Here is a 25,431-nt window from a genome sequence, read left to right on the forward strand (position 1 = left end):
CCGGCATATACAAGCGGCATGAAATGCGGCATAATTTCCGGCATGGGCACTAGCGCGATGGAACCGATGCTACCCGAAGAGGGTGTGCGCGATCTTGAGGACACGACAGCGCAGTTGCTGTTGGATGCCGGCCGCCTTGCCGGCCGCATGCACCCGATCGTGCGGGAGACTGTTGGTGCGCTCGTGCGCTCGATGAATTGCTACTATTCCAACCTGATCGAGGGCCACGATACTCATCCGCGCGACATCGACCGTGCGCTAGCAAATGACTTTTCGAGTGAACCCAAGCAGCGCGAACTCCAGCAGGAGGCTGTTGCGCATATCTACGTGCAGCAGTTGATCGATGAGCAAAAGGATCCGGAGATCTGGCCGGCGACTGCAACCTACGCTCGCTGGCTGCATGAGCGATTTTGTGAGCGGCTGCCAGAAGAGTTCCTTTGGGTCGAGAATCCTGACACGGGCGAACGGCTCCGAGTGGTGCCTGGCCAGTTAAGAACCCGCGATGTCCGTGTTGGGCGTCACGAACCTCCGCTTCACGGTGACCTGCCACGATTCCTCGCCCGGTTCGATCAGGCTTATACGGCCCCAACTCTATCGCGCCTACGTCAGGTCCAGTCTGTTGGCGCTGTCCATCATCGCTTCCTTTGGATCCATCCCTTTCTCGACGGCAATGGGCGTGTTGCGCGACTGATGTCACACGCGCTCCTGAAAAGGCTTGGCATTGGCACAAGTCTTTGGTCGGTCGCGCGCGGCCTTGCGCGTGAAGAGACCCGTTACAAACAGTTGCTGATGGCGGCCGATGGTCCTCGGGAAGGCGACCGCGACGGGCGCGGGAACTTGACACAGCGCGGTTTGGTCGCCTTCTCACGATTCTTTCTTGAACGCGCGCTCGATCAGATCGCCTTCATGAGCGAGTTGCTTGAGCCCGACGTGTTACTGCGCCGGATGGAACTGCATATCGAGGAAGAAGTCCGTGCCAAGCGGCTGCCACGAGGTAGTTTCGTGGTACTCCGAGAGGCAGCGCTCAATGGCGAGGTCGAGCGCGGCCGGGTGCCGTCTCTCACAGGCTACGAGGAACGCGCGGCGCGGATCATCAGTTCGGCGCTGATCGATCGGGGCATGCTGACATCGTCGAGCAGTCGGGCACCGCTTCGGTTGGGTTTTCCGGCCAATATAGCCGAGCGCTGGTTTCCGAGGCTTTATCCGCTCGATGCAGGGTCAGGGCCGTGATCGGCGCCGTCCCCCTTATCCGACGGTTCACGCCGATCTCCCGCCATTATCAGGACGCAGATGTCGATCTTGAAAACATCTGGACGATCCTCGATCGGGGTAAGCGCCTTGAATGGGGATCGCTTCGCGACGCTTATCGATGCGTGATCCTTGCCGATGCCGGCGCGGGCAAGACGTTTGAGCTTAAGGCGGAGGCGGAGCGTCTTGCGGCACGTGGCCGCAATGCCTTCTTCATCAGGATCGAGGATATCGACGAGGCGTTTGGGGCCGCGTTCGAGGTCGGCAAGCCGGAGGCTTTCGAGGCGTGGCTAGCGGGAACCGGCGAAGCTTGGTTCTTCCTCGATTCCGTGGACGAGGTCAGGCTCGAGGCGCCGCGCGCGTTCGAGACGGCCATTCGCGCCTTTGCCAGCCGTATCCACGATGCACGGCAGCGCGCGCATGTCTATATTTCGAGCCGGCCATACGCTTGGCGATCTAGGATCGACGGTGCGTTGATAGAAGAACTGCTGCCCTATGAGCCGCCCGTACGCGAGGCGACCGGCGATGAGGCCGAGCCCGAGGTGTCAGCGGCCAAGAACGATGCCAAGCCGGGCCTTGAACTCTTTCGACTTGCTCCACTTGACCCCGACGATATCCGCATCTTTGCCGGCCATCGGGGAGTGAGCGATGCCGACGCGTTGATCGAGGCGCTCGAACGCACCGATCTATTCGTCATCGCCCAGCTTCCGTTCGATCTGGAAGACATCCTCGCCGTCTGGGGGGAGACCGGCTCGCTTGACAGTCGCCTGGCGGTACTCGAACGCGGTCTCCGGCGCAGACTTGCGCCTTCAGCCGGCAGGCTCGTCACACTATCGTTAGAAAAGGCGGTGGAAGGCGCCCGCCGCATCGCGATTGCAACGACACTCACCGGCGAGGCCAACATTCAGATGCCCGGGGCCTCTGGCGGGGGGATCGATGCCGTCGCAGTTCTGCATGACTGGACGATCGCCGAGATCCTTGAGCTGCTCGGCCGGGGAGTGTTCACCGACGCGATTTACAAAATGGTGCGCTTCCGCCATCGCGAGAGCCGCGAACTGCTGGCGGCGCAGGAGTTGGCCGGCGCGCTGGCGAACCCCGAGCTTCGCGCCAAGATTGAGGCTTTGCTATTCCGCGAAGTCTACGGGGAAGCCGTGGTCGTGCCGCGCACGCGTCCGCTGCTACCATGGCTCATCCTCTTCGATGAGCGCGTACGAGATCGGGCTCTCGCTTTGCAACCGGAGATCATCACCGAAGGCGGCGATCCAGCCCGCCTGCCGATCGAGGTTCGGAAGCGCATCTTGCGCGATCTTGTCGAGCGCATAGCCACTGGAGACTCACGCGGTGGCGACAACAGCGCGATTGCCAGGATCGCACAACCCGACCTTACCGATGAGACGTTGGCGTTGCTCGGCGCCTATGGTGACAATGATGACGTCATCTTCTTCCTCGGCCGGTTGGTGTGGCAGGGTGCTATGGCGGTCGCCGCCGAACGACTGTCCCCAGTCGCGCGTGATCCTGACCGTGGCATCTACGCGCGTATTGTTTCGACCCGTGCGGTCTCGACGATCGGCGGTGCTGACGCTGGCAGGGAGTTATGGTCTGCGCTGAATGCATCCGGTGTAGTGCTGCCGCGCCGGCTTTTGGGCGAACTTGTCGATGGGGCGCCACCAGATCTCGCTTCGGTCGACCTTTTGCTCGCGTCACTAGAAACGGTCGAGTCGCACGAACGATTCGAGACCACAGGCCTTAGTCAGGCTATTCGCAGTCTGATCGATCGGCTACCGCTAACCAGCGACACTGCCCCGGAGCGGCCATTAGTTCGACTCATCGAGGGATTGGCCGATTTCCTCGCGCGCGAACCGCATATCCAACGACGCGAATGCAAGATCTCGGAAGCCTTCCGCTGGCTGATGGCGCCGGCAATGCATGCCGTCGAACGCCTAATCGTCAGCCGCTCGCAAGCCTGCTTCGACCCCGCCCCGCTGGCGGTACTGAGCCAGGCGCCTGCCCTGCGACATTGGGGCGCCAGCGAAGAACACGAGCATCGGACCAAGCTTAACAAGTTAGTCCCGCGGTGGACGGCACTGAATGATGCACTGTTCTGGCACACGGTCGCGATGGTACGCGAAGCACGTGAGGACACTGACAAGCCGGTGGACGACGACTGGACCGTCAGTTGGATGGGTCACTTCTGGGCATTTGACGAACCAAGCTTCTCGCGCACGCTTGGTTGGACCAGAACGCGAGACTTAGCTGATGATCGTTCGCTGGCATTGTCCCGGACGTTTCGTACCTATGCGCAGAACCGGCGTCCTCGTAGTTGGCGCCGGCTTCTGTGGCGGTCGGTTGGCGGCGATCCTATTCTGGAATCCAAACTCAAGACCTTAATGCGCCCGATGGCGTCGCCAGAGCGGAGGCGGTGGCGCGCCAATGAGCGCAAATGGGCACAACGTCGCCGCAGGCGCGACGAGAATGAGGCGGCCGGCCGGGCGGCGCTCGTCGCACGACTCAAGGCAAATCCCGACCTCGTGCGCGAGCCGGCTGGCCTAGAACCCGGACAGATGAGTTGGGACCAAGCTCATCTGCTGCAGAGTGTTGAGGGCGATGGGATGCGAATCAGCCGCGGCGCTGGTAGCAAATGGCAGATGCTCATTCCCGAATTCGGCGAGGCGGTCGCCGTGGCTTTTCGCGATGGTGCTCAGCTACATTGGCGCGCCTATCGCCCAACCCTGCGCTCAGAAAATGGCGGTAGCAACTCCATTCCCTATGCGTTGATCTTCGCAATGGCAGGGCTCGAGATCGAGTCCGGCGATGATGGGAGGGGCCTGACCCAGCTCGGCAACGACGATGCGTTGCATGCCCTGCATTACGTCTTCTCCGAGTTGAATGGTTTTCCGCACTGGCTTGAACCGCTCTACCGTGCCCATCCTGAAGCCGGTTTCGATCTGATTTGGGGCGAGACGCGCTGGGAACTGGCCAATAGCGGTGCCAAGCCGATGCATTACATGCTCCACGACCTGGTCTACCACGCGCCTTGGCTACACGCGGCCTTGGCACCGTCGATCCATGATTGGCTGTCCGAGCATGGTGCCGCGAATGGCGATTGCCTGCGCCATGGATGCACGATCATGATCAGCGGTGGACTTTCGACCGCCTCTCTCGCCGCCCTCGCCCGTCGTCGTGTTGAGGACGCGACTACTCCCGCGAACCAGTTTGCCAGTTGGCTCGCCATGTGGGTGGATTGCGCTCCCGACGCAGCGATCCCGGTCCTCGACGCTCATCTCCACTCGCTCTCGTCGCCCGACGACGCACGCTTTGCCGAGGAGTTCGTCGTCTCTCTCGTAGGCGGCAGTTATCAGTCGGGCTTGTCGACTAGCGCCTGGAAAAGTCCGCAATTTCTCAAAGCGCTCTATGTGCTGATGCACCAACATATCCGATCGAGGGAAGACCTCGATCGTGCGAACGGCCGCGTCTATTCGCCCACGACGCGCGATGATGCCCAAGATGCCCGTAACAGTTTGTTCAATCTCCTTTCGGCGATCCCAGGCGAAGCAACCTATCGGGAGATTTTGACCCTTGCCGAGGATCATCCCGAGCCGAGTTACCGCGTACATATGCGCCGCCGGGCTTATGCCCGAGCGGTGGAGGATAGTGACCGGGAGTGGTCGCTCACCGACGCGCTGATCCTGAGTGGGCAGATGAGGCGCAAAGCAGCCAATTAAACGTAAAATATTCGGGGCTAGTATTGACCCGCGCTACCGGGCTTGGGTGCAACTCAGAAAGGTCGAAGAGGGTGCGCGAACATACGCGATTCTGCCGGTGCGGCCGTCTGAGTCCCTAGATACCAGCGCCGGGACTCGGTTGAAGCAAAACCAGATCTAAACCGCATAAACTCACCGCGAATGGTCCGTTAGCAGACGATCTCTACAACAGCGCTGTATTGGCGGTAGCCCTCTCCCGACTCGACCCCCCGAATAAGCGGTTCGATCATGCTTGCATCACTGTATGTCCAGGGCCGTCAACTTCCTTCATGAGCGCGCGAAATTCAGCTGGAGGCGCAAGGCAGAAAGTTCGAAAAGCTTCCAGGAACCCCAGCGCGCGCGCCGCCGGAACCTGGCCGAGAATGATGGCGGAACCGGCAGCAACGAAATTGATGGCGACGCCGGAGACAATCTGGCCGCCCCAATGGCTGATCGAGGCGAAACTGTGCACCAGCGCGAACAATGACGGCGGTGAACCGCGGCCGCCCAGGCGCCGCAACCGCCAGGCAGGCGAGCAGCAACGGCCCGGAGAACACCAGTTGGTCGGCGGCGATAGTGCGGGTCGCATCCCGCACCGCCATCATGACGGCGCCCGCCGAAGTGAGCATGGCGACTAATCGGACAGCAGGCACAGCATTCAATCCCCGAAGGCGTCAGTCGACGTTCGTAAGAGACATATGGCGCGGCGCGAGCGCTGCGGCTGTACGACAGACGAAAGCGGTTCTCAATCCGAGGCGATGCCGTTCTTGATCCGTGTGAGCCGGCTTTCGCCTTCCTCCGGGCCGAAGCAGCTTTCGAAATCATTGCATTCCCGGCAACTGGGCGCGCTGCACAGCGAAAAACCTTCGGCCTCGCAGAGCTTGCGGTAGAAGTATTTCTTCCATTTCATGTTTTGGGTGTTGCCGGCCGCCAGCGTCGGAAAATGCGAGGCGAGCAGGCGGCCGAGCTCGGTCCGATTAAAAAGGCCAAGCTCCTGCCAGAGGTGGTCATTGCGCATGGCACGCCGGGCGATGATCCTGGCGAAGCGGGCGCTCGTCGGGTCGCCAGGACGGGCATGCGCCAACAGCAGTCCATGCAGCAGTTCTTCCTCCAGATCCGGCTCGGGCTCGCTCACCTCTTTCAAGGCAAACGCGTTGATAGGAATAGCAGGAAAACAGCGGGACAGGACATCGCGCAGCTCGGCGCGCGAAAGTCCGGTTGCCTCCGTCACAGTCGCCTCGCCGGCCTCGATCTCCTCGAGCGCACGTGAAAGCACACAGGCAAGCACATGCTGGTCCAGCTCGATCTGCGGCGATTGGCCGGTGCTGAGCCGGGCATAATGTTGAGCAAATATGGTGCGTTCTCCTGGTTTGTCCCTATCAATTCATGCAGCGACCCGGCCTGCCGCAACATGGGTCGGGCAGTTCTTCGGGTGTACGCAGTCGCGGATCGCCTCGCGGTCGAGTAGTTCGGAAATTTTCGTCTGGTCCACTCGGCTCTGTCGCAAATTCTGTGATTGGAAGGAGGCGTTTCGCGAACCCCGGCCCTGCCGTTTGCGCCTCACGGGGAACACAGGCGCCGGAATGCCCCCGCAGAGTTGGACGTGAACCGTGCGGGACAGAGGTCGCGTGCTGAGTGCGGCCACATGGTTCAAGCCGCCAGACTCACGGTTGAATGAGTCCGATTCAAAACGCGCAGCGGGTGAGTTCCAGCGCACGTTCAGGACAGGATCGCGCGCCTCGCGATGCAGGCAGCTCCTCCCCTTGCGCAACTTCAATGTCACCAGGCAGGATGTAACCCTCGTCATCAAGCTTGAAGATGTCCGGCGCTTGCGCCGCGCATCGCGCGTGACCCTGGCATTTGGCATTTTGGACGATGATGCGCATGGCGCTGCCTCCATTGTCGGTGCCCCGGCTCGGGGCGGGCCTAGGACCAGTCTAGGATCAAATTCTCGATCCCGAACACATGGCCGCCAGAGGTTATCGGTGCCGTACCCTGCTTGATCCTGAAAGCCGGGATGCGCGCCAGCCACTCCTCCAGGCCAATGACAATCTCCCGCCGGGCAAGGTGTGAGCCAAGGCAACGGTGGGGACCATAACCAAAGGCGGCGTGGCGGTTGTCCTCCCGCTCCAAATCGATCGTGTTGGGGCATTCGAATTCCGCCGGGTCACGATTGGCAATCATGGTGGCGCAGGAAACATAGTCCCCCTTCCGGATCGGCGCGCCTTCGAAGTCGATATCCTTCGTGGCCACGCGGATCAACTGAATGGGCGGATAGGCCCGCAGCAATTCTTCGGTTGCGAGCGGGATGCGGTCCGGTTCGCTCCGCAGCAATTGCTGATCTTTGAGGTTGCGCGCGAGGTAGGCCAAGTCAAAGCCTATAGCTGCTGCGACCGTGTCGAGCCCAGCGACGAAGACAAGCACGCCGATGCCGCGGACTTGGGTGTCCGTCAGCCGGCGGCCCTCGACCTGTGCCTGCACGATAAAGGTCATGAAATCGTCAACCGCCTCATCGCGGCGCATGGCTGCAAGTTCGTCGATGAATGCCACGATCGTCCGGGCAGCCACAGGTCGTTCCTTATCGTCGCCGTGGAGCAGATCTTTCCCCCAGCCGACGAATGTATCGAGTCGGTCATCAGGCAACCCCAGAAAGCGAAGAAAGGTGCTCACCGCGAAAGGAAATGCAAAATCCTTCATCACGTCGCAGCTTGTGCCCGACGCGGCGATCCTTTCGATCAGCTCGACCGCCCGTTCGCGGACAGCCGGTTCCAAAGCCAACACCCGCTTTGGCGAAAGCAGCGGATTGAGCAGTGAGCGAAAGACGCCATGGGCCGGTGGATCGAGCTCAAGCGGGATCGTGGGCCAGTTTTCACCCAGTATGGAGGAGAAGATGCTGCGATGGCTGGAAAAAGTCTCTGCGTCCTGCAGCACCTTCCGCTGGTCCGCGGCACGGGTGATGACCCAGGTACCCCGGCCATCTTGCGTGTTGTAGCGGGAGTAAAAGATCGGAGGCCCGTCATGTACGCGAGCGACAGCTGCGTGTGGATCCCCGTTGGGTGTTGGTGGCATCCCTGGCGATGTAAACAGGCTGAAGTCCCTCACCATTTCGGGCGGGACATGATCTGGAACGGGGTTGGTCGCCATTTTGTTTTCTCTACATTGGCGTTCATGGCTCGATTGAGATTGCACTGCTGTTCATAAAGTCGATTTCCAGCATGGGCACGTCTCTTGTCGGGCGCCTTCTAGATTCTGTCGCCTGATACAGCCCACCTGCACCAGCGCGGATGAGATCGGTTGCGAAGTCGATCAGAAGGGGCATCTCCGCCGCGCTGCGGTCATGAAGCAAAGCCGCCGCTTATCCCCGTTAGGGTTGTGAGGCTGGTCAATCACCTCTGAGCTCCGTGACGCACTGCTGATGCCCTGCTGATCAAATTGTCGAAGCAAGTCGCGTGCCGGATAGGCGTACCCATGGCGCTGTACCAAGCAATGCCAGCCTGCACTAGGCCCGCCGCTGATGATCACCTGTCCATCATTCTTAGGACAACGTCCGACAACCGACATCCGTGGTCGGTTTTGTCGAGTCCGCGACATCGGGCTGTTCGGCTTGGCTGCTGCTGCACAGCCTTCCGGTCGACTAGCGAGGAGATCGCTCGCACGGCCCGGATTGAGCAACGACGCGATCCAGCGCAAGGTTCGGGTGCGGTCCGACAAGACCCGGCCGCGCTTCCGCTTCGGTTCGGCGCTGATGGCATATGCGTTGTTGTAGCCGCTGCAAGGATTTCCGGTCAGACGAGCGATGCACTCGTGCGCAGCGATCCGGCCGGCGACGAGCCTGACTGTATCGATGCGGTCAATTCCGGCGTGCACACCTGACCGTGCGTATGCGCTAACACGGCAAGCTCTATGGCACATGGACCTATATTTCCTCGCGAGCCGCTGTCGGAACGTGGTGCCGAGTCCTATGGCGGCCGGTCAATCCGAGGGCCTGTCGGCACTCTACACATCCCGGTCGGTCGGACCGGGAACGCGTGGCAGACTCTCGGCCAGAAACCGCCAGTCGCTGCGCTCGCGTTCGCCTTCCTTGCGCGTGCCGAAGAACTGGACGATCATCTTGCCGTCGGCGCCATAGGCTTCAACGGACGTGACGTGACCGTCCCTCGTCGGCTTGCGCACGGCCCAGACCTCGCGGATGTGATGAGTCCTAAGATGGAGATGGAAGTTCTCGTCGAGCACATTGATCCGCGGCCCGATCTGCTTGACCGACTTGATCGGGCCGGAATGGATCTGGATGCAACCACGATTGCCGACAAAGCACATGATCGGCATCTCGTCTTCGGCCGCCTGTTGGAACAGGGCGCCAACGGCATCATTGTCGAGCAGCCAGGCGTAATCCTCGTCGGCCATACGCATCGCCTGGCAGCGGCTGAGCTTCAGGGTCCTCAACATATGGTAGAACTGATGCACGTCGCTCAGCCGGCTCCAGTGCTCGCGTAGGTCGTCGACCGTGGCGGCTTGGTCTGGACTCACTGCATTATCGAGCGCCCCGCTCGCCTCGACCGATATGATCGGCTCCTGGTCGGAGGATACAAGCTCTGCCGCCAGATTCTGATAGGCGTGCAGGTTCGAGGCGGGCCTGAGATGTACTTTGTGCATCGCCTCGCCGGTGGCATCAAAGAATTGCAGGCTGCGGCGGATCTCGGCTCCCTCGCGCTTCTCGACGGCGAAGCCATACGCCCACGCTTTCGGGAAGATGCGCAGGTCGATCTCGTCGCCGAGCACCATGGCATGCGGGTTGCCGGTGACCACTTTGTCGTAGACGCCGATCTTTTGGTGCACGGCACTTTGGTTGCGGGTGACCGCCATCACCTCGCCGACCGCTTCGAGGCCGGTCAGCAGATCATCGACGCGCGGCTCGATGCGCACCGCGCCGTGACCACAATGCGCCGCGACCAATTCGGCTTCCGAAATGCCCAATCGAGCGGCGAGATCATGCTCCCGGATTTTCGGATTGTCTTCGCACGCCCACCGGATTTCGTCCGGCGACGGTTTCTCGCGCTGGTCCATGTCTTACCCCTGGTTCTACCTACGTGTAAGGATCAGCTGCCCTGCCGGGGAATCTTCAGCCGATAGGGCGGCCGTAATGCTCGCCCCTGATCTGCTGCTGGCCCATGAACAAAGTGTCGCTGGACAGCGTGCACACGGCGTCGCACCCGCGCGAAAACCGGCGAGCAGGCACATGCCGATGGCATCCCGTTGAGCCGGTCGGCGGCTACTGGGCGGTGGTGAGCGAGTGTGGGTGTTGTCGCAATCGGCCACGCGGGCATTCGGATGCCACGGGCGGCGCTGCTTTGCCAAGCAAGGCGTATCTGACCCGGTCCTGACATGTTGCTCCCTTGCTTCGCCCCATCCATCGCGAGGGCACCCACGGCATGATTGCGGATCGGCATGCTCTTGCCGCCTCGCCAAACGGAGCCTCAAAAACCGTGCCAATTGCGCCGAAGCAAGCTCAGAAGAAGTTCTGTATTTGGTGATGTGAGTTCAACCAAGAACTCAGGCCCAACATCCCTCGTGGCAGACCCGACAAACCCGACAGTACGTGTCGGTTGGCCGACAGCTTCGCAGCAATGCACTCACAAGAAGCACGGCAGTGTCAGAGATGCCGCGCTGTGTTGAAACGTTTTTTTCGCTTTGGCACGGTGCATGCGACGTGATGCGCAAGCAGGTCCCGGACTGAGGAGAATGGAGCCATGATTACGCTCACCGACAACGCTGTTGCCGCCTTCAAGACTGCTCTTTCCCGCGCCAGCGAGCCGGCGGAAGGTTTTCGCATCATGGTCGAGGCCGGCGGCTGCGCCGGCTTCAAATACTTAATGGGCCTGGAGAGCGTGTCGCGCGAGGGCGACGCGATCACTGGCACAAATGGGATCAAGCTGTTCGTGGACGCGGGTTCCCAACCACATGTCGCCGGCATGACCGTTGACTTCCTCACCGGGCTCGAATCTTCCGGCTTTGTCTTCGATAACCCCAATGCGCGCGAGAAGTGCGGCTGCGGCAAGTCCTTCAGTTAAACGCCCGAAGCGCCTATGCGGCCGTCGGACTCATTTTGCGGCAGAGGAGACTTATATGGCCGGCACGACAGATGTCCCCGTCCTAAAGACCAAGGAAAACGGATCTCGGGACCGCCATTCGCTTCCGGTAAGGTGCAAAGAACGCCGCCTCCCGAAACAGCTCGGGTCCTGGTGTCACCCGAGCTGCTTGCGGACAGATCGCGCTGCTGTGCCAAATTCGGCTCATCGATAACGTTATCGCGTTCGGGCGTCCTTACGGCTGACGGCGGCCACTGCGAACATGTCCATCTCGACGGAGATCCGGTCTGCGTCAAACACTCCGGGCGTCTGCGCGGGCTGCCAGTTCAGGCCCATTATCATCAACGGCATGCGCCAGAGGCTCAACGAGTCGGTCCGCGCCGCGTCATTCTGGTCAACTGAGGATCGCACCTATGAAGCCTGTCTACCTCGACAACAACGCAACCACACGGGTCGATCCTGCGGTCCTGCAAGCGATGTTGCCGTTCTTTAGGGATCAATTCGCCAACCCTTCGTCGGCGCACGCTCTTGGCGCCTCAGTCAGTGCGGCGGTGACAAAGGCGCGGAGGCAGTTGCAAGCGCTGATCGGCGCGGAGTTCGACGATGAGATCACCTTCACCTCGGGTGGGACAGAAAGCGACAATGCAGCGCTTCTTTCAGCGCTCGAGGCTGCGCCCAACCGAACCGAGATCGTTACGTCCGCGGTCGAGCATCCCGCCGTGCTGACGCTCTGCGCGCATCTTGAGAAGACCCGCCGCGTCAAGGTGCATAGGATCCCGGTGGATTGCCGTGGCCGGCTCGACCTCGACGCCTATATGGCCGCCCTCACACCACAGGTGGCAATCGTATCAATAATGTGGGCGAACAACGAGACTGGTGTGATCTTCCCCGTGGCCAGGCTTGCCGAGTTGGCCAAGGAAGTGGGCGCCCTATTCCATACCGATGCTGTGCAGGCGGTCGGCAAGCTTCCGATGGACCTGAAGTCGACCGCAATCGACATGCTGTCGCTCTCCGGCCACAAGCTGCACGGGCCGAAAGGGATCGGTGCGCTTTTCGTAAAACGTGGCGTCAATTTCCATTCGCTGATCAAGGGGGGTCACCAAGAACACAACCGGCGTGCTGGCACCGAGAATACGCCCGGCATAGCCGGGCTCGGCACGGCGGCCGAACTCGCCTTGAAATTCATGGACGACGAGACCACACGGGTAAAGTCGCTCCGCGATCGCCTGGAGGGCGGGATCCTCCAGCGCATCCCAAGCACCTGTGTCACTGGTGATCCCCTGCAACGGTTGCCCAACACCGCAAACATCTCCTTCGAACATGTCGACAGTGATGGAATTCCACTTCTCCTCAGCCGCATTGGCATCGCGTGTTCCTCTGGCTCGGCCTGCACCTCCGGCTCTCTGGAGCCAAGCCATGTCCTAAGCGCGATGAAAACGCCGCACGCGGCAGTCCGCTTCTCCTTGGCGCGGGACAACAGCGAAGAGGATATCGACCGGGTGCTCGAGGCCATGCCGGGAATTGTGGGGAAGCTGCGCAGCTTTTTCGGTTCTGGGCCGGGTAATCCGGTCTATGCGTGAGCGGCAGAAGAACAGGCTGCCGGTCATGACCCGTCATGTCTCTCTCAATGATACGACCTTGCGCGATGGCGAGCAGGCGCCGGGCGTCGCCTTTACCACGACGGAAAAGCTGGAGATCGCTGAGTCTCTTGCGGCGGCCGGCGTGACAGAGATCGAGATCGGCACGCCGGTCATGGGCGTCGACGAGATCGAAACAATTCGCGCCGTGGTCGCGCGGCGTCTTCCGGTTCGGCTCATGGCCTGGTGCCGGATGACGTCGTTGGATCTCGATGCAGCGATCGAGAGCGGCGTCCAAGCGGTCAATTTGTCGCTGCCTGCGTCGGACATCCAACTTGCCGCCAAGCTCGGCCTCGACAAGGCGGGAGCGCTCCAGGTCATCGATGATATGGTCAGGCGCGCCGCCGCCGCCGGCTTCTTCGTCGCGGTGGGGTGCGAGGATGCCTCGCGGGCCAATCGGGATCATCTCGCCCGCGTCATCGAGACGGCCGCACGCGCCGGCGCAAGCCGCGTGAGGCTGGCCGACACAGTCGGTGTTCTCGACCCGTTTTCAACCTTCGAACTTGTCGCCCAGCTGGTGGTGCAGTCTCCAATCGACCTTGAATTTCATGCGCACAACGATCTCGGACTTGCTGGCGCCAACACGCTAGCCGCGATCCGCGCAGGCGCGCGCCATGCCTCCGTCACCGTCCTGGGGCTCGGCGAGCGTGCGGGCAATGCCGCGCTGGAAGAGGTGGCCGCCGCGATGGCGGTCTTCGGCGGCGCAGATACCGGCATCGAGCTGACCGCATTGCCCGGCCTCGCCGCCGAGGTGGCCTGGGCCGCCCGCCGGCAGACCGCGGCCACTAAGCCGGTCGTCGGCGCCGATGTTTTCACCCACGAATCCGGCATTCACGTCGCAGGGCTGCTGAAGGACTCGCGTACTTATCAGGGGCTTGATCCGGCTCTGGTGGGCCGCTGCCGGCGGATCGTCATCGGCAAGCATTCCGGCGCCACTGCGATTGCCCATGTGCTGAGCGAAAGCGGTCGCGATCTCGACCCGGATCTGGCAGCCGCGATGGTGGCCCGCGTCCGGCGCGAGGCGGCCGAGACCAAATCGACGCTCACTGCAACTCAACTGGTCGAGCTCTACGATAAAATGTGCAGCGAGGCGTCCCTCTTCGAGCTGTGCGGGTCCAGGTCAGCCGTGCGCGCGCGCGCAAAGGCCACAGTTTTGCGACCAGGGAGAATGCAATGAATTGTTCCGCTGACAGCCGCCCCATCGATGTCACAGACATCCTCGCACGACTGAAGCGCCTGTCGGCCGCGGAGGAGTTCTTCTCAGTCCTTGGCGTCTCCTATGACCCCAAGGTGCTGAATGTCTCGCGGCTCCATATAATGAAGCGCGTGGGCCAATACCTTGCCGAAGAAGATTTCTCCGGTCTGCCCGACCAGGTGATTGCCGCGAGGGTGCGCGCGACGCTCGAACGCGCTTACGAGGACTTTGCGATTTCCTCGCCGCTCACGCATCGGGTCTTCAAGGTGCTCAAAGACCACGATCCGAACAAACCTGCCGCGCCGGGTCACACCTTTGTCCCGTTCGACTCGGTGCTGAAGCGGTTCGGACGGGAATGAGCGGCGACAAGGGTTGCGACGCGACAATGTCGAGCAGCCGACAAATCCGGTCATCACCACAGCGCCGTCAGAAGCAACCAGCCGAAGTTGTAGGAAGGGGGCAGCGCAAGAGACTTGGCACGAATTATGCGGATCAAGGAGATAACCGCAATGCCCGCACCCGGACAGGAGCCTAGAGAAACCGCCAATGCACATCGTAATCTGCATCAAGCAGGTGCCGGACTCGGCACAGATAAGGGTCCATCCGGTGACGAACACAATCATGCGCCAGGGTGTTCCGACCATCATCAACCCTTACGACCTGTTCGCCCTCGAAGAAGCGCTCAGACTGCGCGATGCCTATGGCGGGCAAGTCACTGTGCTCACCATGGGTCCGCCCATGGCAGAGGACGCGCTGCGCAAGGCGCTCGGCTACGGCGCCGACCGAGCGGTGCTCTTGACCGACCGCTATTTTGCCGGCTCCGACACGCTGGCGACCTCGTTCGCCCTTTCCCAGGCAATCGCGAAGGTCGGCGAGACGTTCGGCACGCCAGACCTCGTCTTCACCGGCAAGCAGACGATCGATGGCGACACCGCCCAGGTCGGGCCCGGCATCGCCAAGCGCCTCGGACTCCTGCAACTGACCTATGTCGCGAAGATCCCCTCTATTGACCTTGCTGCAGGCGAGATCAAGGTCGAGCGCCGCTCCGAAGGTGGCACACAGATGCTGAAGAGCAGGCTGCCTTGCCTCATCACCATGCTGGAAGGCACAAACGAGATCCGCCGGGGCTCGATCCACGACGCCTTGTGCGCCGCGCGCAACCAGGTCTTGAAATGGAGTGCGGCCGACGCCGGCATTGAGGATCTCACCAAATGCGGCCTGCGCGGCTCACCGACGGTCGTCAAGCGTGTTTTCGCCCCTGCTGCGCGAGCTGAAAAGGCGGCACTAATCGACACCGCCGAGAAGGCCTTGCGCGATGTCGCTGACGAACTCATCACCGCAATCTTCACCCGCCAGCCGGCGCTGGAACATGAGCTCGCCTTCAACGGCGGCGCGTGACGGCAAGGAGTAAAACGATGTCGACCGCGAACCGAGAAACCCCTCGCCCTGCCGCCGGCCGCTCCGGCATAAAGAAGGAGCTGCCCGCCCATTTCAAGGACTACCGGCACGTCTGGGTCTTCATCGAGCTCGAACGCGGCCAGGTCCACCCCGTATCATTCGAACTGCTCGGCGAAGGCCGCAAATTAGCAGACAAGCTTGAGGTCCAGCTTGCAGGCGTCGTGCTCGGACCGCCGGGAGAGGCCATCGGGAACGCCGTTGCCGAAGCATTCGCCTATGGTGCTGACCTTGTCTACATCGCCGAGGCGCCCCTGCTCGCCGACTATCGGAACGAGCCTTTCACCAAGGCGATGACGGATCTGGTCGATACCCACAAACCCGAAATCCTTCTTCTCGGTGCCACCACACTCGGCAGGGATCTTGCCGGCTCCGTGGCGACGACCTTGCAGACAGGGCTCACGGCCGACTGCACCGAACTCGATGTGGATACCGACAGTTCGCTCGCCGCCACGCGTCCGACTTTCGGCGGTTCCTTGTTGTGCACGATCTATACGCTCAATTTCCGCCCTCAGATGGCGACAGTGCGGCCAAGAGTCATGCCCATGCCGCAGCGGACGGATAAACCGGTCGGGCGTGTCATCCGGCACAAGCTCTCGCTTGCCGAGGACGAGATCGCTACCAAAGTCCTCGGCTTCCTGCCGGACAATCAGTCGGCAAAGGCAAACCTTGCCTATGCCGACGTCGTGGTTGCGGGAGGCCTTGGTCTTGGCGCGGCGGAGAACCTGCAGCTTGTGAAGAACCTCGCGCGAGCAATCGGCGGCGAGCATGGCTGTTCGCGCCCGTTAGTCCAGAAGAGCTGGATGCCAGCTGATCGGCAGATCGGCCAAACTGGCAAGACCATCCGGCCGAAGCTTTACATAGCGGCCGGGATTTCCGGCGCCGTCCAGCATCGGGTTGGCGTCGAGGGGGCGGATCTCATCGTGGCCATCAATACCGACCCGAACGCGCCGATTTTCGATTTCGCTCACCTCGGAATCGTCACCGACGCGATCCGCTTCCTGCCCGCACTGACGGAAGCCTTCACCCGGCGGCTGTCGCCCCACAGTCGCGATAAGCTTGCGAGCTAAGGGACGGACATGATCGAGGAAAACTTCGACGCCATTGTTGTTGGGGCAGGCATGTCCGGAAACGCAGCTGCTTACACCATGGCCAGCCATGGCCTGAAGGTGCTGCAGTTGGAGCGCGGTGAATATCCGGGCTCCAAGAATGTCCAAGGTGCCATCATGTACGCGAACATGCTGGAGAAGATCATCCCGGATTTCAGGGACGATGCGCCTCTCGAGCGGCATTTGGTTGAACAGCGGCTTTGGGTGATGGACGACACATCCCATACCGGGATTCACTATCGGTCGGACGACTTCAATGAGGCCAAGCCCAACCGATACACAATCATCCGTGCCCAGTTCGACAAATGGTTTTCGCGTAAGGTGCGCGAGGCCGGCGCGACGGTTCTGTGCGAGACGACCGTGACGGAGCTCATCCGTGACGCCAAGGACAGGGTGGTCGGCGTCCGCACAGATCGGGCCGGCGGAGCCATCTACGCGAACGTGGTCGTTCTCGCAGAAGGTGTCTGCGGACTGCTTGGCACGCGAGCCGGCCTGCGCCAGATGCCGAAGCCACAAACCGTGGCGCTCGCCGTTAAGGAAATGCATTTCCTGCCCGAAGAGGTCATTGAGCAGCGGTTCGGCGTCAAGGGCGATGAAGGCTGCGTGATCGAGGCGGTGGGCACGACCTCCCGCAGCATGGCCGGGCTCGGCTTCCTCTACACCAACAAGGAGTCGATCTCACTGGGCATTGGCTGCCTCGTCTCCGATTTTGCCGCGATGGTCGAGAGCCCCTACGTTCTCCTTGATGCCTTAAAGAGCCATCCTTCGATCCGGCCGCTGATCGCCGGCTCGGAAGTGAAAGAATATTCCGCACACCTCATTCCCGAAGGCGGCTACAAGGCTATTCCGCAGCTGTTTGGCGACGGTTGGGTCGTGGTCGGCGATGCCGCGCAACTGAACAACGCCATTCACCGCGAGGGTTCGAACCTCGCCATGACCTCCGGCCGCATCGCGGCTGAGGCAATCATCGAGGTCAACAGCCGCAACGCTCCTATGACCAAACGAAATCTCGCTCTTTACAAAGCCATGCTGGACAAGTCCTTCGTGGTCAAGGACCTGAAGAAATACAAAGATATGCCGGCCCTGCTCCACACCAATTCCTGCAATTACTTCACAACTTATCCGCGGTTGATGTCGCAAGCCGCGCAGAACTTCATGCGTGTCGACGGCACGCCGAAGATCGAGAAGGAAAAGGCGACCACGGCGGCCTTCATCAAGGCGCGCTCGCGTTGGGGGCTGGTCAGCGACGCGGTCCGCCTTGCATTGGCGTGGCGCTGAAGGGAGACGAAATGACGATCGCAGTGACAAAGTCACGTGTCGAGGACAAGCTTTACCAGAACCGCTACTTGGTGGATTCCGGCCGCCCGCATATCAAAGTGCGACCGCACGAGAGGCCAAGCGCGAACTTGCTCGCGCTTACCCACGTCTGCCCGGCGAAATGTTATGAGTTGAACGACAAAGGTCAAGTGGAGATCACTGCTGACGGCTGCATGGAGTGCGGCACCTGCCGGATTTTGTGTGAGACCAGTGGCGAGATCGAGTGGAACTATCCACGCGGCGGTTTCGGAGTCCTCTTCAAATTCGGATGACCGACGCACGCACGTATTAAGAGGGTTGATCTTGATACAGTTTAGGTCTCGCCCAACGCCAAGTCTATTTTCTTTGCTTCGATCGTCGCTTTGACGAAGAGAAGCTCGTGAATACTGTGCTTTCAGAATTCAGATAAAAAAGGAGGAGCACTCTGGACGACAACCCCTGAGGTGTTTCCATGACCCACGGACCGCAAGATCGGGTCGACGAGGTTGGACCTCGGGAGACCCGCCCTGAACCGCCCATCAAAAGCATGCCCCAATCAGATATCGCGCTCAGAGGACTCTACGAGATATCGAAGGTGCTGACCGCCCCCAGCGAGCTGGAGATTACGCTCGCCAATGTCGTGAACGTCCTGCCTTCATTTCTGCAGATGCGTCACGGAGCAATCGTCGTCCTGGACGCTGAAGGAGAGCTGGAGATTGCCGCGACTGCCGGCAATACCCACGTACGTCAATCAGGCACTCGCCGCGTCATACCACAGGCCGCAACAGATCAAATCGTCGCTACGGGGACGCCGCTCTTCATACCGGACGTGCGCAAGTCCCAACTATTTCAGGCTGACCTTCAAACGTCTTCGAGCATCGGAACCATCCCAATTGCCTTTATCGGTATCCCGCTAAAGGCTGATCATGATATCCTTGGGACATTGTCGATCGACCGCGCCGGAGACGGCGCCACCGACTTTCGCGACGACGAGGACATTTATTTCCTGACGATGGTCGCCAACCTTGTCGGCCGGACCATCCGCCTCCATCGCGCCCTGAGTACAGATCGTCAGCGGTGTGGCCATGGGCAATCGGGACCGGAGAAATCGCCCAACGAGGGGAGGACCTACGACCCTGCCCGGCATGCGGATGCCAAAATCGACGGGATCATCGGGGAAAGCCCCGCACTCAAGCAGGTGCTCGAAACCGTCTCGGTCGTAGCAGGGACCAATTCCACCGTGCTTCTGCGGGGTGAAAGCGGCACCGGCAAGGAATTCTTTGCGCAGGCCATCCATAAGCTCTCACGTCGGAGGAAGAAGTCTTTCGTCAAATTGAACTGCGCCGCACTGTCTGAAAGCGTTCTGGAGTCAGAACTGTTTGGGCATGAAAAGGGCGCTTTCACGGGTGCTATCTCCCAGCGCGCCGGTCGTTTTGAATTGGCAAATGAGGGAACGCTGCTACTTGATGAAATCGGCGAGATTTCGCCGGCCTTTCAAGCCAAGCTGTTGCGTGTCTTGCAGGAAGGCGAGTTGGAGCGAGTCGGCGGCACCAAAACGCTACAGGTCGACGTGCGCCTCATATGCGCCACCAACAAGGACCTCGAGACGGCCGTCATAAAAGGGGAGTTCAGGGCCGACCTTTATTACCGCATCAATGTCGTGCCAATTATCCTGCCTCCGCTCAGAGAGCGAACCGGCGATATTCCACGCCTTGCGAACGCCTTCCTCAACCGGTTCAACAAGGAGAACGATCGCGCACTAGCCTTCGCGGCGCCGGCGCTTGACCTGATCTCGCAATGTTACTTCCCTGGTAACGTCCGCGAGCTGGAGAACTGCGTCCAAAGGACGGCCACACTTGCGCGCTCAAGGACGATCACTCCATCCGATTTCGCCTGTAAGAAGGGCCAGTGCCTTTCCTGGCTCCTCTGGAAGCGAGCCGACCGCTCGAATGGCGGCAATGCCATCGACGATCTCGCACGGGTCAACGCAGCGCCGGTCGGATTGCGGCTGCCGGCCAGTTGCATCGGTGCCTCCGCAGGCAAGATATCTCCCTTTACGGCAGGCGATCCGAACGATCCCACTTGTCCCCCGCGTCTGGCGGAACGCGACCGGGTGATCGACGCGATGGACAAGGCCGGTTGGGTTCAGGCCAGGGCGGCTCGTATCCTCGGCCTCACGCCGCGGCAAGTCGGCTACGCCCTGCGCCGGCATGGTATCGTGGTGAAGAAATTCTAGACGTCGTGATGACGTCAACCGTAAGCAGCCCGGAGTGGTCTCGTTCACACTTTGCGCGCCCAAGGCTGGTAGCCTCGCGACCCTATTTGCGTGTCCACTGTCGTAAGCCCGACAAAGGTGTGTCGGAGCAATCCGAAGGAATCTGACACGACAAGCCTATTCGTGAACCGAAACAGCTCTTTGAGCTGGCATAGCTCTTGCGCTTTGAACTGCGACATCACGCAGCAACGGAGCCGTTCATGTCTGCACCGGCAATTTCGCTTGAGAGCCTCAGCACGACATTCGGTGACCAGTTGCTTGGCACCATGAAACCCGGTGGCTGCGCGTCATCCTGCGGCTCGTCGACAAAGCCCGACGACACGGATCCGGCTGTCTGGGAGAAGATCAAGGATCACCCCTGCTTTTCAGAAGAGGCGCATCACTATTTCGCGCGCATGCACGTCGCGGTCGCGCCGGGCTGCAACATCCAGTGCAACTACTGCAATCGCAAATATGACTGCGCCAACGAAAGCCGGCCTGGGGTGGCCTCTGAAAAGCTGACGCCCGACCAGGCGCTACGCAAGGTGATCGCGGTCGCCAGCGAGGTGCCGCAGCTTTCCGTGCTCGGCATCGCCGGACCGGGCGATGCCTGTTACGACTGGAAGAAGACGAAGGCGACCTTCGCCAGGGTCGCCAGGGAAATCCCAGACATCAAGTTTTGCATCTCCACGAATGGGCTCGCGCTACCGGACCATGTCGATGAGCTTGCCGACATGAATGTCGATCACGTGACGATCACCATCAACATGGTCGACCCTGAGGTCGGTACAAAGATCTATCCTTGGATCTTTTACGACCATCGCCGCTACGTCGGCCTCGAAGCCGCCCGGATGCTGCACGAGCGGCAGATGTTGGGCCTGGAGATGCTGACCGCGCGCGGCATCCTCACCAAAATCAATTCGGTGATGATTCCTGGCGTGAACGATGAGCATCTGATCGAGGTGAATAGATGGGTCAAGGAGCGAGGCGCGTTCCTGCACAACCTCATGCCGCTGATTTCGGACCCGGCGCACGGCACGCACTACGGACTGAGTGGGCAGCGCGGCCCAAACGCAATGGAGCTGAAGGCTCTTCAGGATCGTCTCGAAGGCGGCGCCCAGTTGATGCGCCACTGCCGGCAGTGCCGGGCAGATGCCGTCGGCATGCTTGGCGAGGATCGTGGCCAGGAATTCAGGGCCGACCGGATTCCCGGCGAGGTCACCTACGATGCCAGCAAGCGTAACGCCTATCGGGAGCTGGTCGCGCAGGAGCGCCGTGATCACCTGGCGGCCAGAAGTGAAGCGATCGGATTGGTCAAGGCAGCCAGGCCCGGCAAAGCCGTCCTCTTCGCGGTGGCGACCAAGGGCGGCGGCCGCGTCAACGAACATTTCGGCCATGCGAAGGAATTCCAGGTTTATCAAGCCTCGCCGAGGGGGATCAGCTTTGTCGGGCATCGGAAGGCGGAGAAGTATTGCCTCGGCGGCTTGGGCAAGGAAGCCGCCCTCGATGGCATCATCGCAGCCCTTCAAGGCATAGATATCGTGCTGTGCGCCAGGATTGGAACTTGCCCGCAGGATCAGCTCGCGGAGGCTGGAATCCAAGCGACCGATGCTTTTGCCCATGACTATATCGAGACGGCAATCAGCGCGATTTACACCGCCGCGTCAGGGGCCCCGCCACTCGCGGCGACGGCCTGAGCTGTCTCATTTCATTCGGACCAGGAGTTAAAATGGCTTTCAAGATCATCGCATCCCAATGCACCCAATGCGGCGCCTGCGAATTCGAATGTCCTTCCGGCGCGATCAAGTTCAAAGGCGAGAGCTACGTGATCGAGTCACAGAAGTGCACCGAATGCGAGGGGGTCTTCGATGCGCAGCAATGTGCCTCGGTATGCCCGGTGCCGAAGACCTGCGTTCCTGCGTGACCACATGGGCTGCCGACATGGTTGGGGCTGCCTATGCAGGACGCCTGGAACGCCTTGTTCACAATCTGCAGCCGCAAGAGAATCAGGGAACGGACATGTCGCTCGGACGCGAAGAGGAGATCGAAATCCGCAGGCCTCCACGATTCATGCCGGGAGAGCGGGTACGTGCCACTCGCCACATAAAGAATGACGGCACCTATCCCGGCAGGGAAATCGGGGAAAATCTCGTGCGGAAGGGCGACGAGGGATATGTGCGCGACATCGGCACCTTTCTCCAGCAGTTCTTCATCTATGCGGTCGAGTGGATCGACCGTGGCACCGTCGTCGGCATGCGAGCGCGTGAACTGATGAGCCTCGAGAAAGCCGAGTCCTGCAGTGCTGAAAGCAATACCAATGAAGGGACGGCCAGATGAAAGTCATGATCCGCAGGACCGATGCTGGCTTGTCGGCCTATGTCCCCAAAAAGGACCTCGAAGAGCCGATCATCAAGCTCGAGAAGGAAGAGTTGTGGGGCGGAACTATCACGCTCCGGAACGGGTGGCGGCTCGTCTTACCCGATCTCCCACGGGATACGCGTCTGCCGATCACTGTCGAGGCAAGGAAGGTTTCCGAAGAGGACTGATGCTGCCGCTAAGTGCGTCGCGAGGAAACGAGCATGAATACGATCCTGACATCGGGCCACCTTGTCATAGTGCGGGACAGTTTTGCCGATAAGCTGCTTGACCTGGCGAAGGCAGCGCTCGCCGCCGATGAGGTGATCCCCTATCTCGGTCCGGGTCTTCTTGGGTTCAACTGTGCGGAACCGCCTGTGCCGCATACTCCGGAGGTCGTTGCCGCGGCACTCAATGCACGGGCGCCCGCCCCTTCCAGGATCCGCACCAATATGTGGTCGGTTGCGCAGTTCATCGAACAGCGCCGGCATCGCCGGACGCTTCAAGCTTGGATGACCGAGATATTCGCAGCGCCGGTGAGGCCAACCCTCCTCCACGCCTGGCTCGCAAGGCTGCCGCTCTCCCTCATCATCGACAGCTGGTATGACAGCGCGATGCGCACGGCTCTCGTGGAGACCGGCCGAACGGACGTCGTTGAGATACAAGGCGTCACGCGGGCGAACGAAATCGGCAACATTTGGACAAAAACCTACGATTTGTCCGGGAGGGAGCTCGACGCCCGATCGGGGGCAAAGACGGTCCTCTATGCACCTCACGGGAGTAGTAGGCCCTCGCAAAACTTTCTCGTCGCAGATTCCGACTATGTCGAAGTCCTGACCGAAATTGATATCCAGACACCTATTCCTGACGTGGTGAAGGAACGGCGCATCACCCGTGGATTTTTCTTCGTTGGCTGCCGCTTCAACGATCAGATGCTGCGCACCTACGCCAGACAGATCATGAAGCGCTCCCGCGGTCCCTATTGCACCGTAATGGACGCGGAAACCCTGACCAGAAACGAAGCGCGTTTCCTTGCGGCAAGCGGAATCACGGTGATCGACATGCCACTTAGTCAAGCGGCGGCTCGGCTTCTGGGAACGGGCAAGGCTGCAGGTTGTGGACAGGATTAAAATGGCGGTCGCCTTTGATGATGCGTCCTTCGGCTTTCCTCGAAGGCGCAAAATGCAGTCGGGAATACACCCGTGAACAGTGATGCTGTCGGCAGCGCAACGAACGCTCTGAATTCGTTGACCCATGTTGAAGCGGCGCGCTGGGGCCGGGATTTGAGTACGCTGTTGCGCATAACGCGCATGAATTTTCGGCATCCCTGGCAGGTCGCCTTCGCTATGGGCTCGACGGTCATGGCGGCAATCCTCCAGTTGCTCATTCCCCAGCTTCTCGGCCGGGCTGTCGACCAGGCCCAGACAGCCATCGGGGGCGGTGTCGCCGGGAGCGCGGCAGGACAAGCGCTCTGGACCCCGGCTCTCCTGCTGCTCGCCGTCAGCGCGCTACGCGGCCTTTTCACGATGGCGCAGAACTATTTTGCCGAAGCCGTCGGGCATCATGTCGCGTACGAACTGCGGCTCGCCTACTACGACAAGATCCAGCGTCTCAGCTTTTCCTTTCACGATCGGGTCCATTCAGGCGATCTGATCACCATCGGAATGCTCGATCTCCAAGGCGTGCGGATGTATTTTTCCACCGCGCTCGTTCGCGTGGTCCTGCTCACCATGCTGATCGGGATCGGCGCCTACATGATGATCTCGATCGATCTCATGCTCGGCCTGGTCGCGCTGAGCTTCGTGCCTTTTGTCGCCTGGCGCTCATCGACCACACAGCTTAGGCTGCGCGCCACCTGGCTCGACCTCTATGAGCGCCTTTCGGTACTAAGCCGCGTGATGAAGGAAAATCTCGCAGGCATCCGCGTGGTCCGCGCTTTTGCGGCTCAATCCTATGAGATGCTGAAGTTCGACAGCGCTTCCAAGACCGCGCTCGGCCTCGCCAACGATCTCGTTGACATCTACGTACCCAGCACGTCGGCGATGACCTTGTCCTTCTTTTTCGCAATGGGATTGGTGCTTTGGATCGGTGGCAACAAGCTCATCGCTGGCGAGATCAGCGTCGGAACGATGGCGACCTTCCTGACCTTCATGACCATCCTGCAAATGCCAGTCCGCCAGATCGGCCTCATGGTCAATGCCTTTGCCCGCGCTTCCAGCTGCGGTTCGCGGCTTTTCGGTCTCCTCGATCAGGAGATCACGATCAGGGATGCTCTCGAGGCCAGACCGCTTGAGATAAGCGACGGCACTCTGCGCTTCCACAATGTCTCATTTGCGTACCCCAATGTCGAAAACCGCGCCATTCTGAAGAACCTCAGCTTTGAGGCCCGGAGAGGCGAGACGATCGCGATCGTCGGTCCGCAGGGTTCCGGCAAATCGACGATGGCTCATCTGATCCCCCGCTTTTACGACGTGACCGGTGGCGCCATCACGTTGGACGGCCAGGACATACGCAATGTCACCCTCGAGAGCCTTCGCAAGGCGGTTGCTGTTGTACAGCAGGATGCGTTCCTGTTCACCACCACGATTGAGAACAACATCGCTTATGGCGACCCCTGGGCGAAGAGACAGCGAATTGAACGCGCTGGCGAATTCGCCCAGCTCCACGACTACATCCTCGGGCTCCCAGCAGGGTATGAGACGGTCGTGGGCGAACGCGGCGTCTCTCTCTCTGGCGGCCAGCGCCAGCGTCTCACGATTGCTCGCACCATGATGCTGCGCCCCTCTGTCGTCGTTTTCGACGACTCGATGGCCGCGATCGATGCCGGCACCGAGCAGCGCATTCGCGCGGCGACGCGGCGCTTCGCCAAGGATCGGGTGACGATCATCATCGCGCACCGGCTGAGTGCGCTTATGCATGCCGATCAGATCCTTTTTGTCGATAACGGCGAAATCGTAGAACGCGGCACGCATGAAGAGCTTCTGGCGAAGCGGGGACGCTACAGGGCCCTTTACGATCTCCAGACGCGCCCAGGTGATAGCATATGACCCAGTATG

General features: G+C 60.7%; 21 protein-coding genes and 1 pseudogene. 17 read left to right on the forward strand and 5 right to left on the reverse strand.

Translation table 11 applies throughout. The features are described from left to right. Window positions 1-57 precede the first annotated feature (57 nt). Window positions 58-1,230 carry a Fic family protein gene (locus NKI99_RS23155; RefSeq protein ID WP_352441421.1) on the forward strand — a complete coding sequence of 391 codons (1,173 nt, stop codon included), beginning with the start codon at window positions 58-60 and terminating at the stop codon, window positions 1,228-1,230. Then, window positions 1,227-4,970 (forward strand): NACHT domain-containing antiphage protein HyoA, encoded by a 3,744-nt coding sequence (gene hyoA / locus NKI99_RS23160; RefSeq protein ID WP_352612140.1) that lies wholly within the window; start codon window positions 1,227-1,229, stop codon window positions 4,968-4,970. The genes NKI99_RS23155 and hyoA overlap by 4 nt, the downstream gene beginning before the upstream one ends. Before the next feature lie 310 nt (window positions 4,971-5,280). On the opposite strand, the pseudogene NKI99_RS33900 reads toward hyoA, so the two are convergent. The 5 genes and pseudogenes from NKI99_RS33900 to NKI99_RS23185 form a co-directional block, all read right to left on the reverse strand. Next, window positions 5,281-5,469 (reverse strand): annotated as a pseudogene (locus tag NKI99_RS33900) (ABC transporter permease); the annotation flags it as partial. A gap of 264 nt (window positions 5,470-5,733) precedes the next feature. Next, window positions 5,734-6,342, reverse strand: coding sequence for a nitrogen fixation protein NifQ (locus NKI99_RS23170; protein WP_352612198.1), 609 nt, complete (start codon window positions 6,340-6,342; stop codon window positions 5,734-5,736). Between the two features lie 331 nt (window positions 6,343-6,673). Further along, window positions 6,674-6,874 carry a ferredoxin gene (locus tag NKI99_RS23175; RefSeq protein ID WP_352486899.1) on the reverse strand — a complete coding sequence of 67 codons (201 nt, stop codon included), beginning with the start codon at window positions 6,872-6,874 and terminating at the stop codon, window positions 6,674-6,676. A gap of 40 nt (window positions 6,875-6,914) precedes the next feature. Continuing rightward, window positions 6,915-8,132: a cytochrome P450 gene (locus tag NKI99_RS23180; protein ID WP_352612142.1), complete on the reverse strand. Its 1,218-nt coding sequence runs from the start codon at window positions 8,130-8,132 to the stop codon at window positions 6,915-6,917. 852 nt (window positions 8,133-8,984) lie between these two features. Further along, window positions 8,985-10,052, reverse strand: a complete 1,068-nt coding sequence (locus tag NKI99_RS23185) for a hemin-degrading factor (RefSeq protein ID WP_352612144.1) — start codon at window positions 10,050-10,052, stop codon at window positions 8,985-8,987. Between the two features lie 683 nt (window positions 10,053-10,735). Between NKI99_RS23185 and NKI99_RS23190 the strand changes: the two genes are divergently transcribed. The 15 genes from NKI99_RS23190 (at window position 10,736) to NKI99_RS23260 (ending at window position 25,422) form a co-directional block, all read left to right on the forward strand. Continuing rightward, a complete protein-coding gene (locus tag NKI99_RS23190) occupies window positions 10,736-11,056 on the forward strand; it encodes a HesB/IscA family protein (protein WP_023766895.1) in 321 nt (106 codons plus the stop codon). A 431-nt stretch (window positions 11,057-11,487) separates the two neighbouring features. Continuing rightward, complete coding sequence (nifS, locus tag NKI99_RS23195) at window positions 11,488-12,654, forward strand: cysteine desulfurase NifS (RefSeq protein WP_352612146.1); 1,167 nt, start codon at window positions 11,488-11,490, stop codon at window positions 12,652-12,654. 25 nt (window positions 12,655-12,679) lie between these two features. Next, window positions 12,680-13,888, forward strand: coding sequence for a homocitrate synthase (gene nifV / locus NKI99_RS23200; protein WP_352581873.1), 1,209 nt, complete (start codon window positions 12,680-12,682; stop codon window positions 13,886-13,888). Then, window positions 13,885-14,265, forward strand: coding sequence for a nitrogenase stabilizing/protective protein NifW (nifW, locus tag NKI99_RS23205; RefSeq protein WP_023736300.1), 381 nt, complete (start codon window positions 13,885-13,887; stop codon window positions 14,263-14,265). Before nifV ends, nifW begins: the two co-directional genes overlap by 4 nt. Before the next feature lie 187 nt (window positions 14,266-14,452). Then, on the forward strand, window positions 14,453-15,304 hold the full coding sequence (locus NKI99_RS23210; protein ID WP_352612148.1) for an electron transfer flavoprotein subunit beta/FixA family protein: 852 nt from the start codon (window positions 14,453-14,455) through the stop codon (window positions 15,302-15,304). Between the two features lie 17 nt (window positions 15,305-15,321). Next, the gene (locus tag NKI99_RS23215; protein ID WP_352612150.1) at window positions 15,322-16,431 is read left to right on the forward strand and encodes an electron transfer flavoprotein subunit alpha/FixB family protein; all 1,110 of its coding nucleotides are present in this window, start codon (window positions 15,322-15,324) and stop codon (window positions 16,429-16,431) included. Between the two features lie 9 nt (window positions 16,432-16,440). Continuing rightward, the gene (locus NKI99_RS23220) at window positions 16,441-17,748 is read left to right on the forward strand and encodes an FAD-binding protein (protein WP_023813709.1); all 1,308 of its coding nucleotides are present in this window, start codon (window positions 16,441-16,443) and stop codon (window positions 17,746-17,748) included. Window positions 17,749-17,759: 11 nt separating this feature from the next. Beyond that, window positions 17,760-18,059 carry a ferredoxin family protein gene (locus NKI99_RS23225; RefSeq protein ID WP_023678245.1) on the forward strand — a complete coding sequence of 100 codons (300 nt, stop codon included), beginning with the start codon at window positions 17,760-17,762 and terminating at the stop codon, window positions 18,057-18,059. 179 nt (window positions 18,060-18,238) lie between these two features. Beyond that, the gene (gene nifA / locus NKI99_RS23230) at window positions 18,239-20,002 is read left to right on the forward strand and encodes a nif-specific transcriptional activator NifA (RefSeq protein WP_502905558.1); all 1,764 of its coding nucleotides are present in this window, start codon (window positions 18,239-18,241) and stop codon (window positions 20,000-20,002) included. A gap of 239 nt (window positions 20,003-20,241) precedes the next feature. After that, window positions 20,242-21,717, forward strand: coding sequence for a nitrogenase cofactor biosynthesis protein NifB (gene nifB / locus NKI99_RS23235; RefSeq protein WP_352612151.1), 1,476 nt, complete (start codon window positions 20,242-20,244; stop codon window positions 21,715-21,717). A 32-nt stretch (window positions 21,718-21,749) separates the two neighbouring features. Then, window positions 21,750-21,944, forward strand: coding sequence for a 4Fe-4S dicluster domain-containing protein (locus NKI99_RS23240; RefSeq protein ID WP_023672218.1), 195 nt, complete (start codon window positions 21,750-21,752; stop codon window positions 21,942-21,944). A gap of 95 nt (window positions 21,945-22,039) precedes the next feature. Next, complete coding sequence (locus NKI99_RS23245) at window positions 22,040-22,357, forward strand: nitrogen fixation protein NifZ (RefSeq protein ID WP_352554113.1); 318 nt, start codon at window positions 22,040-22,042, stop codon at window positions 22,355-22,357. Further along, window positions 22,354-22,566, forward strand: a complete 213-nt coding sequence (nifT, locus tag NKI99_RS23250) for a putative nitrogen fixation protein NifT (protein ID WP_023813715.1) — start codon at window positions 22,354-22,356, stop codon at window positions 22,564-22,566. The genes NKI99_RS23245 and nifT overlap by 4 nt, the downstream gene beginning before the upstream one ends. 33 nt (window positions 22,567-22,599) lie before the next feature. Next, entirely contained in the window at window positions 22,600-23,505 is a 906-nt protein-coding gene (locus tag NKI99_RS23255; protein WP_031213722.1) for an SIR2 family NAD-dependent protein deacylase, read from the forward strand. A gap of 72 nt (window positions 23,506-23,577) precedes the next feature. Next, window positions 23,578-25,422, forward strand: a complete 1,845-nt coding sequence (locus NKI99_RS23260) for an ABC transporter ATP-binding protein (RefSeq protein WP_352612153.1) — start codon at window positions 23,578-23,580, stop codon at window positions 25,420-25,422. Window positions 25,423-25,431 lie beyond the last annotated feature (9 nt).

Source organism: Mesorhizobium sp. M0239 (genome assembly GCF_040321815.1).
In the GTDB taxonomy this organism is placed as follows: Bacteria; Pseudomonadota; Alphaproteobacteria; order Rhizobiales; family Rhizobiaceae; genus Mesorhizobium.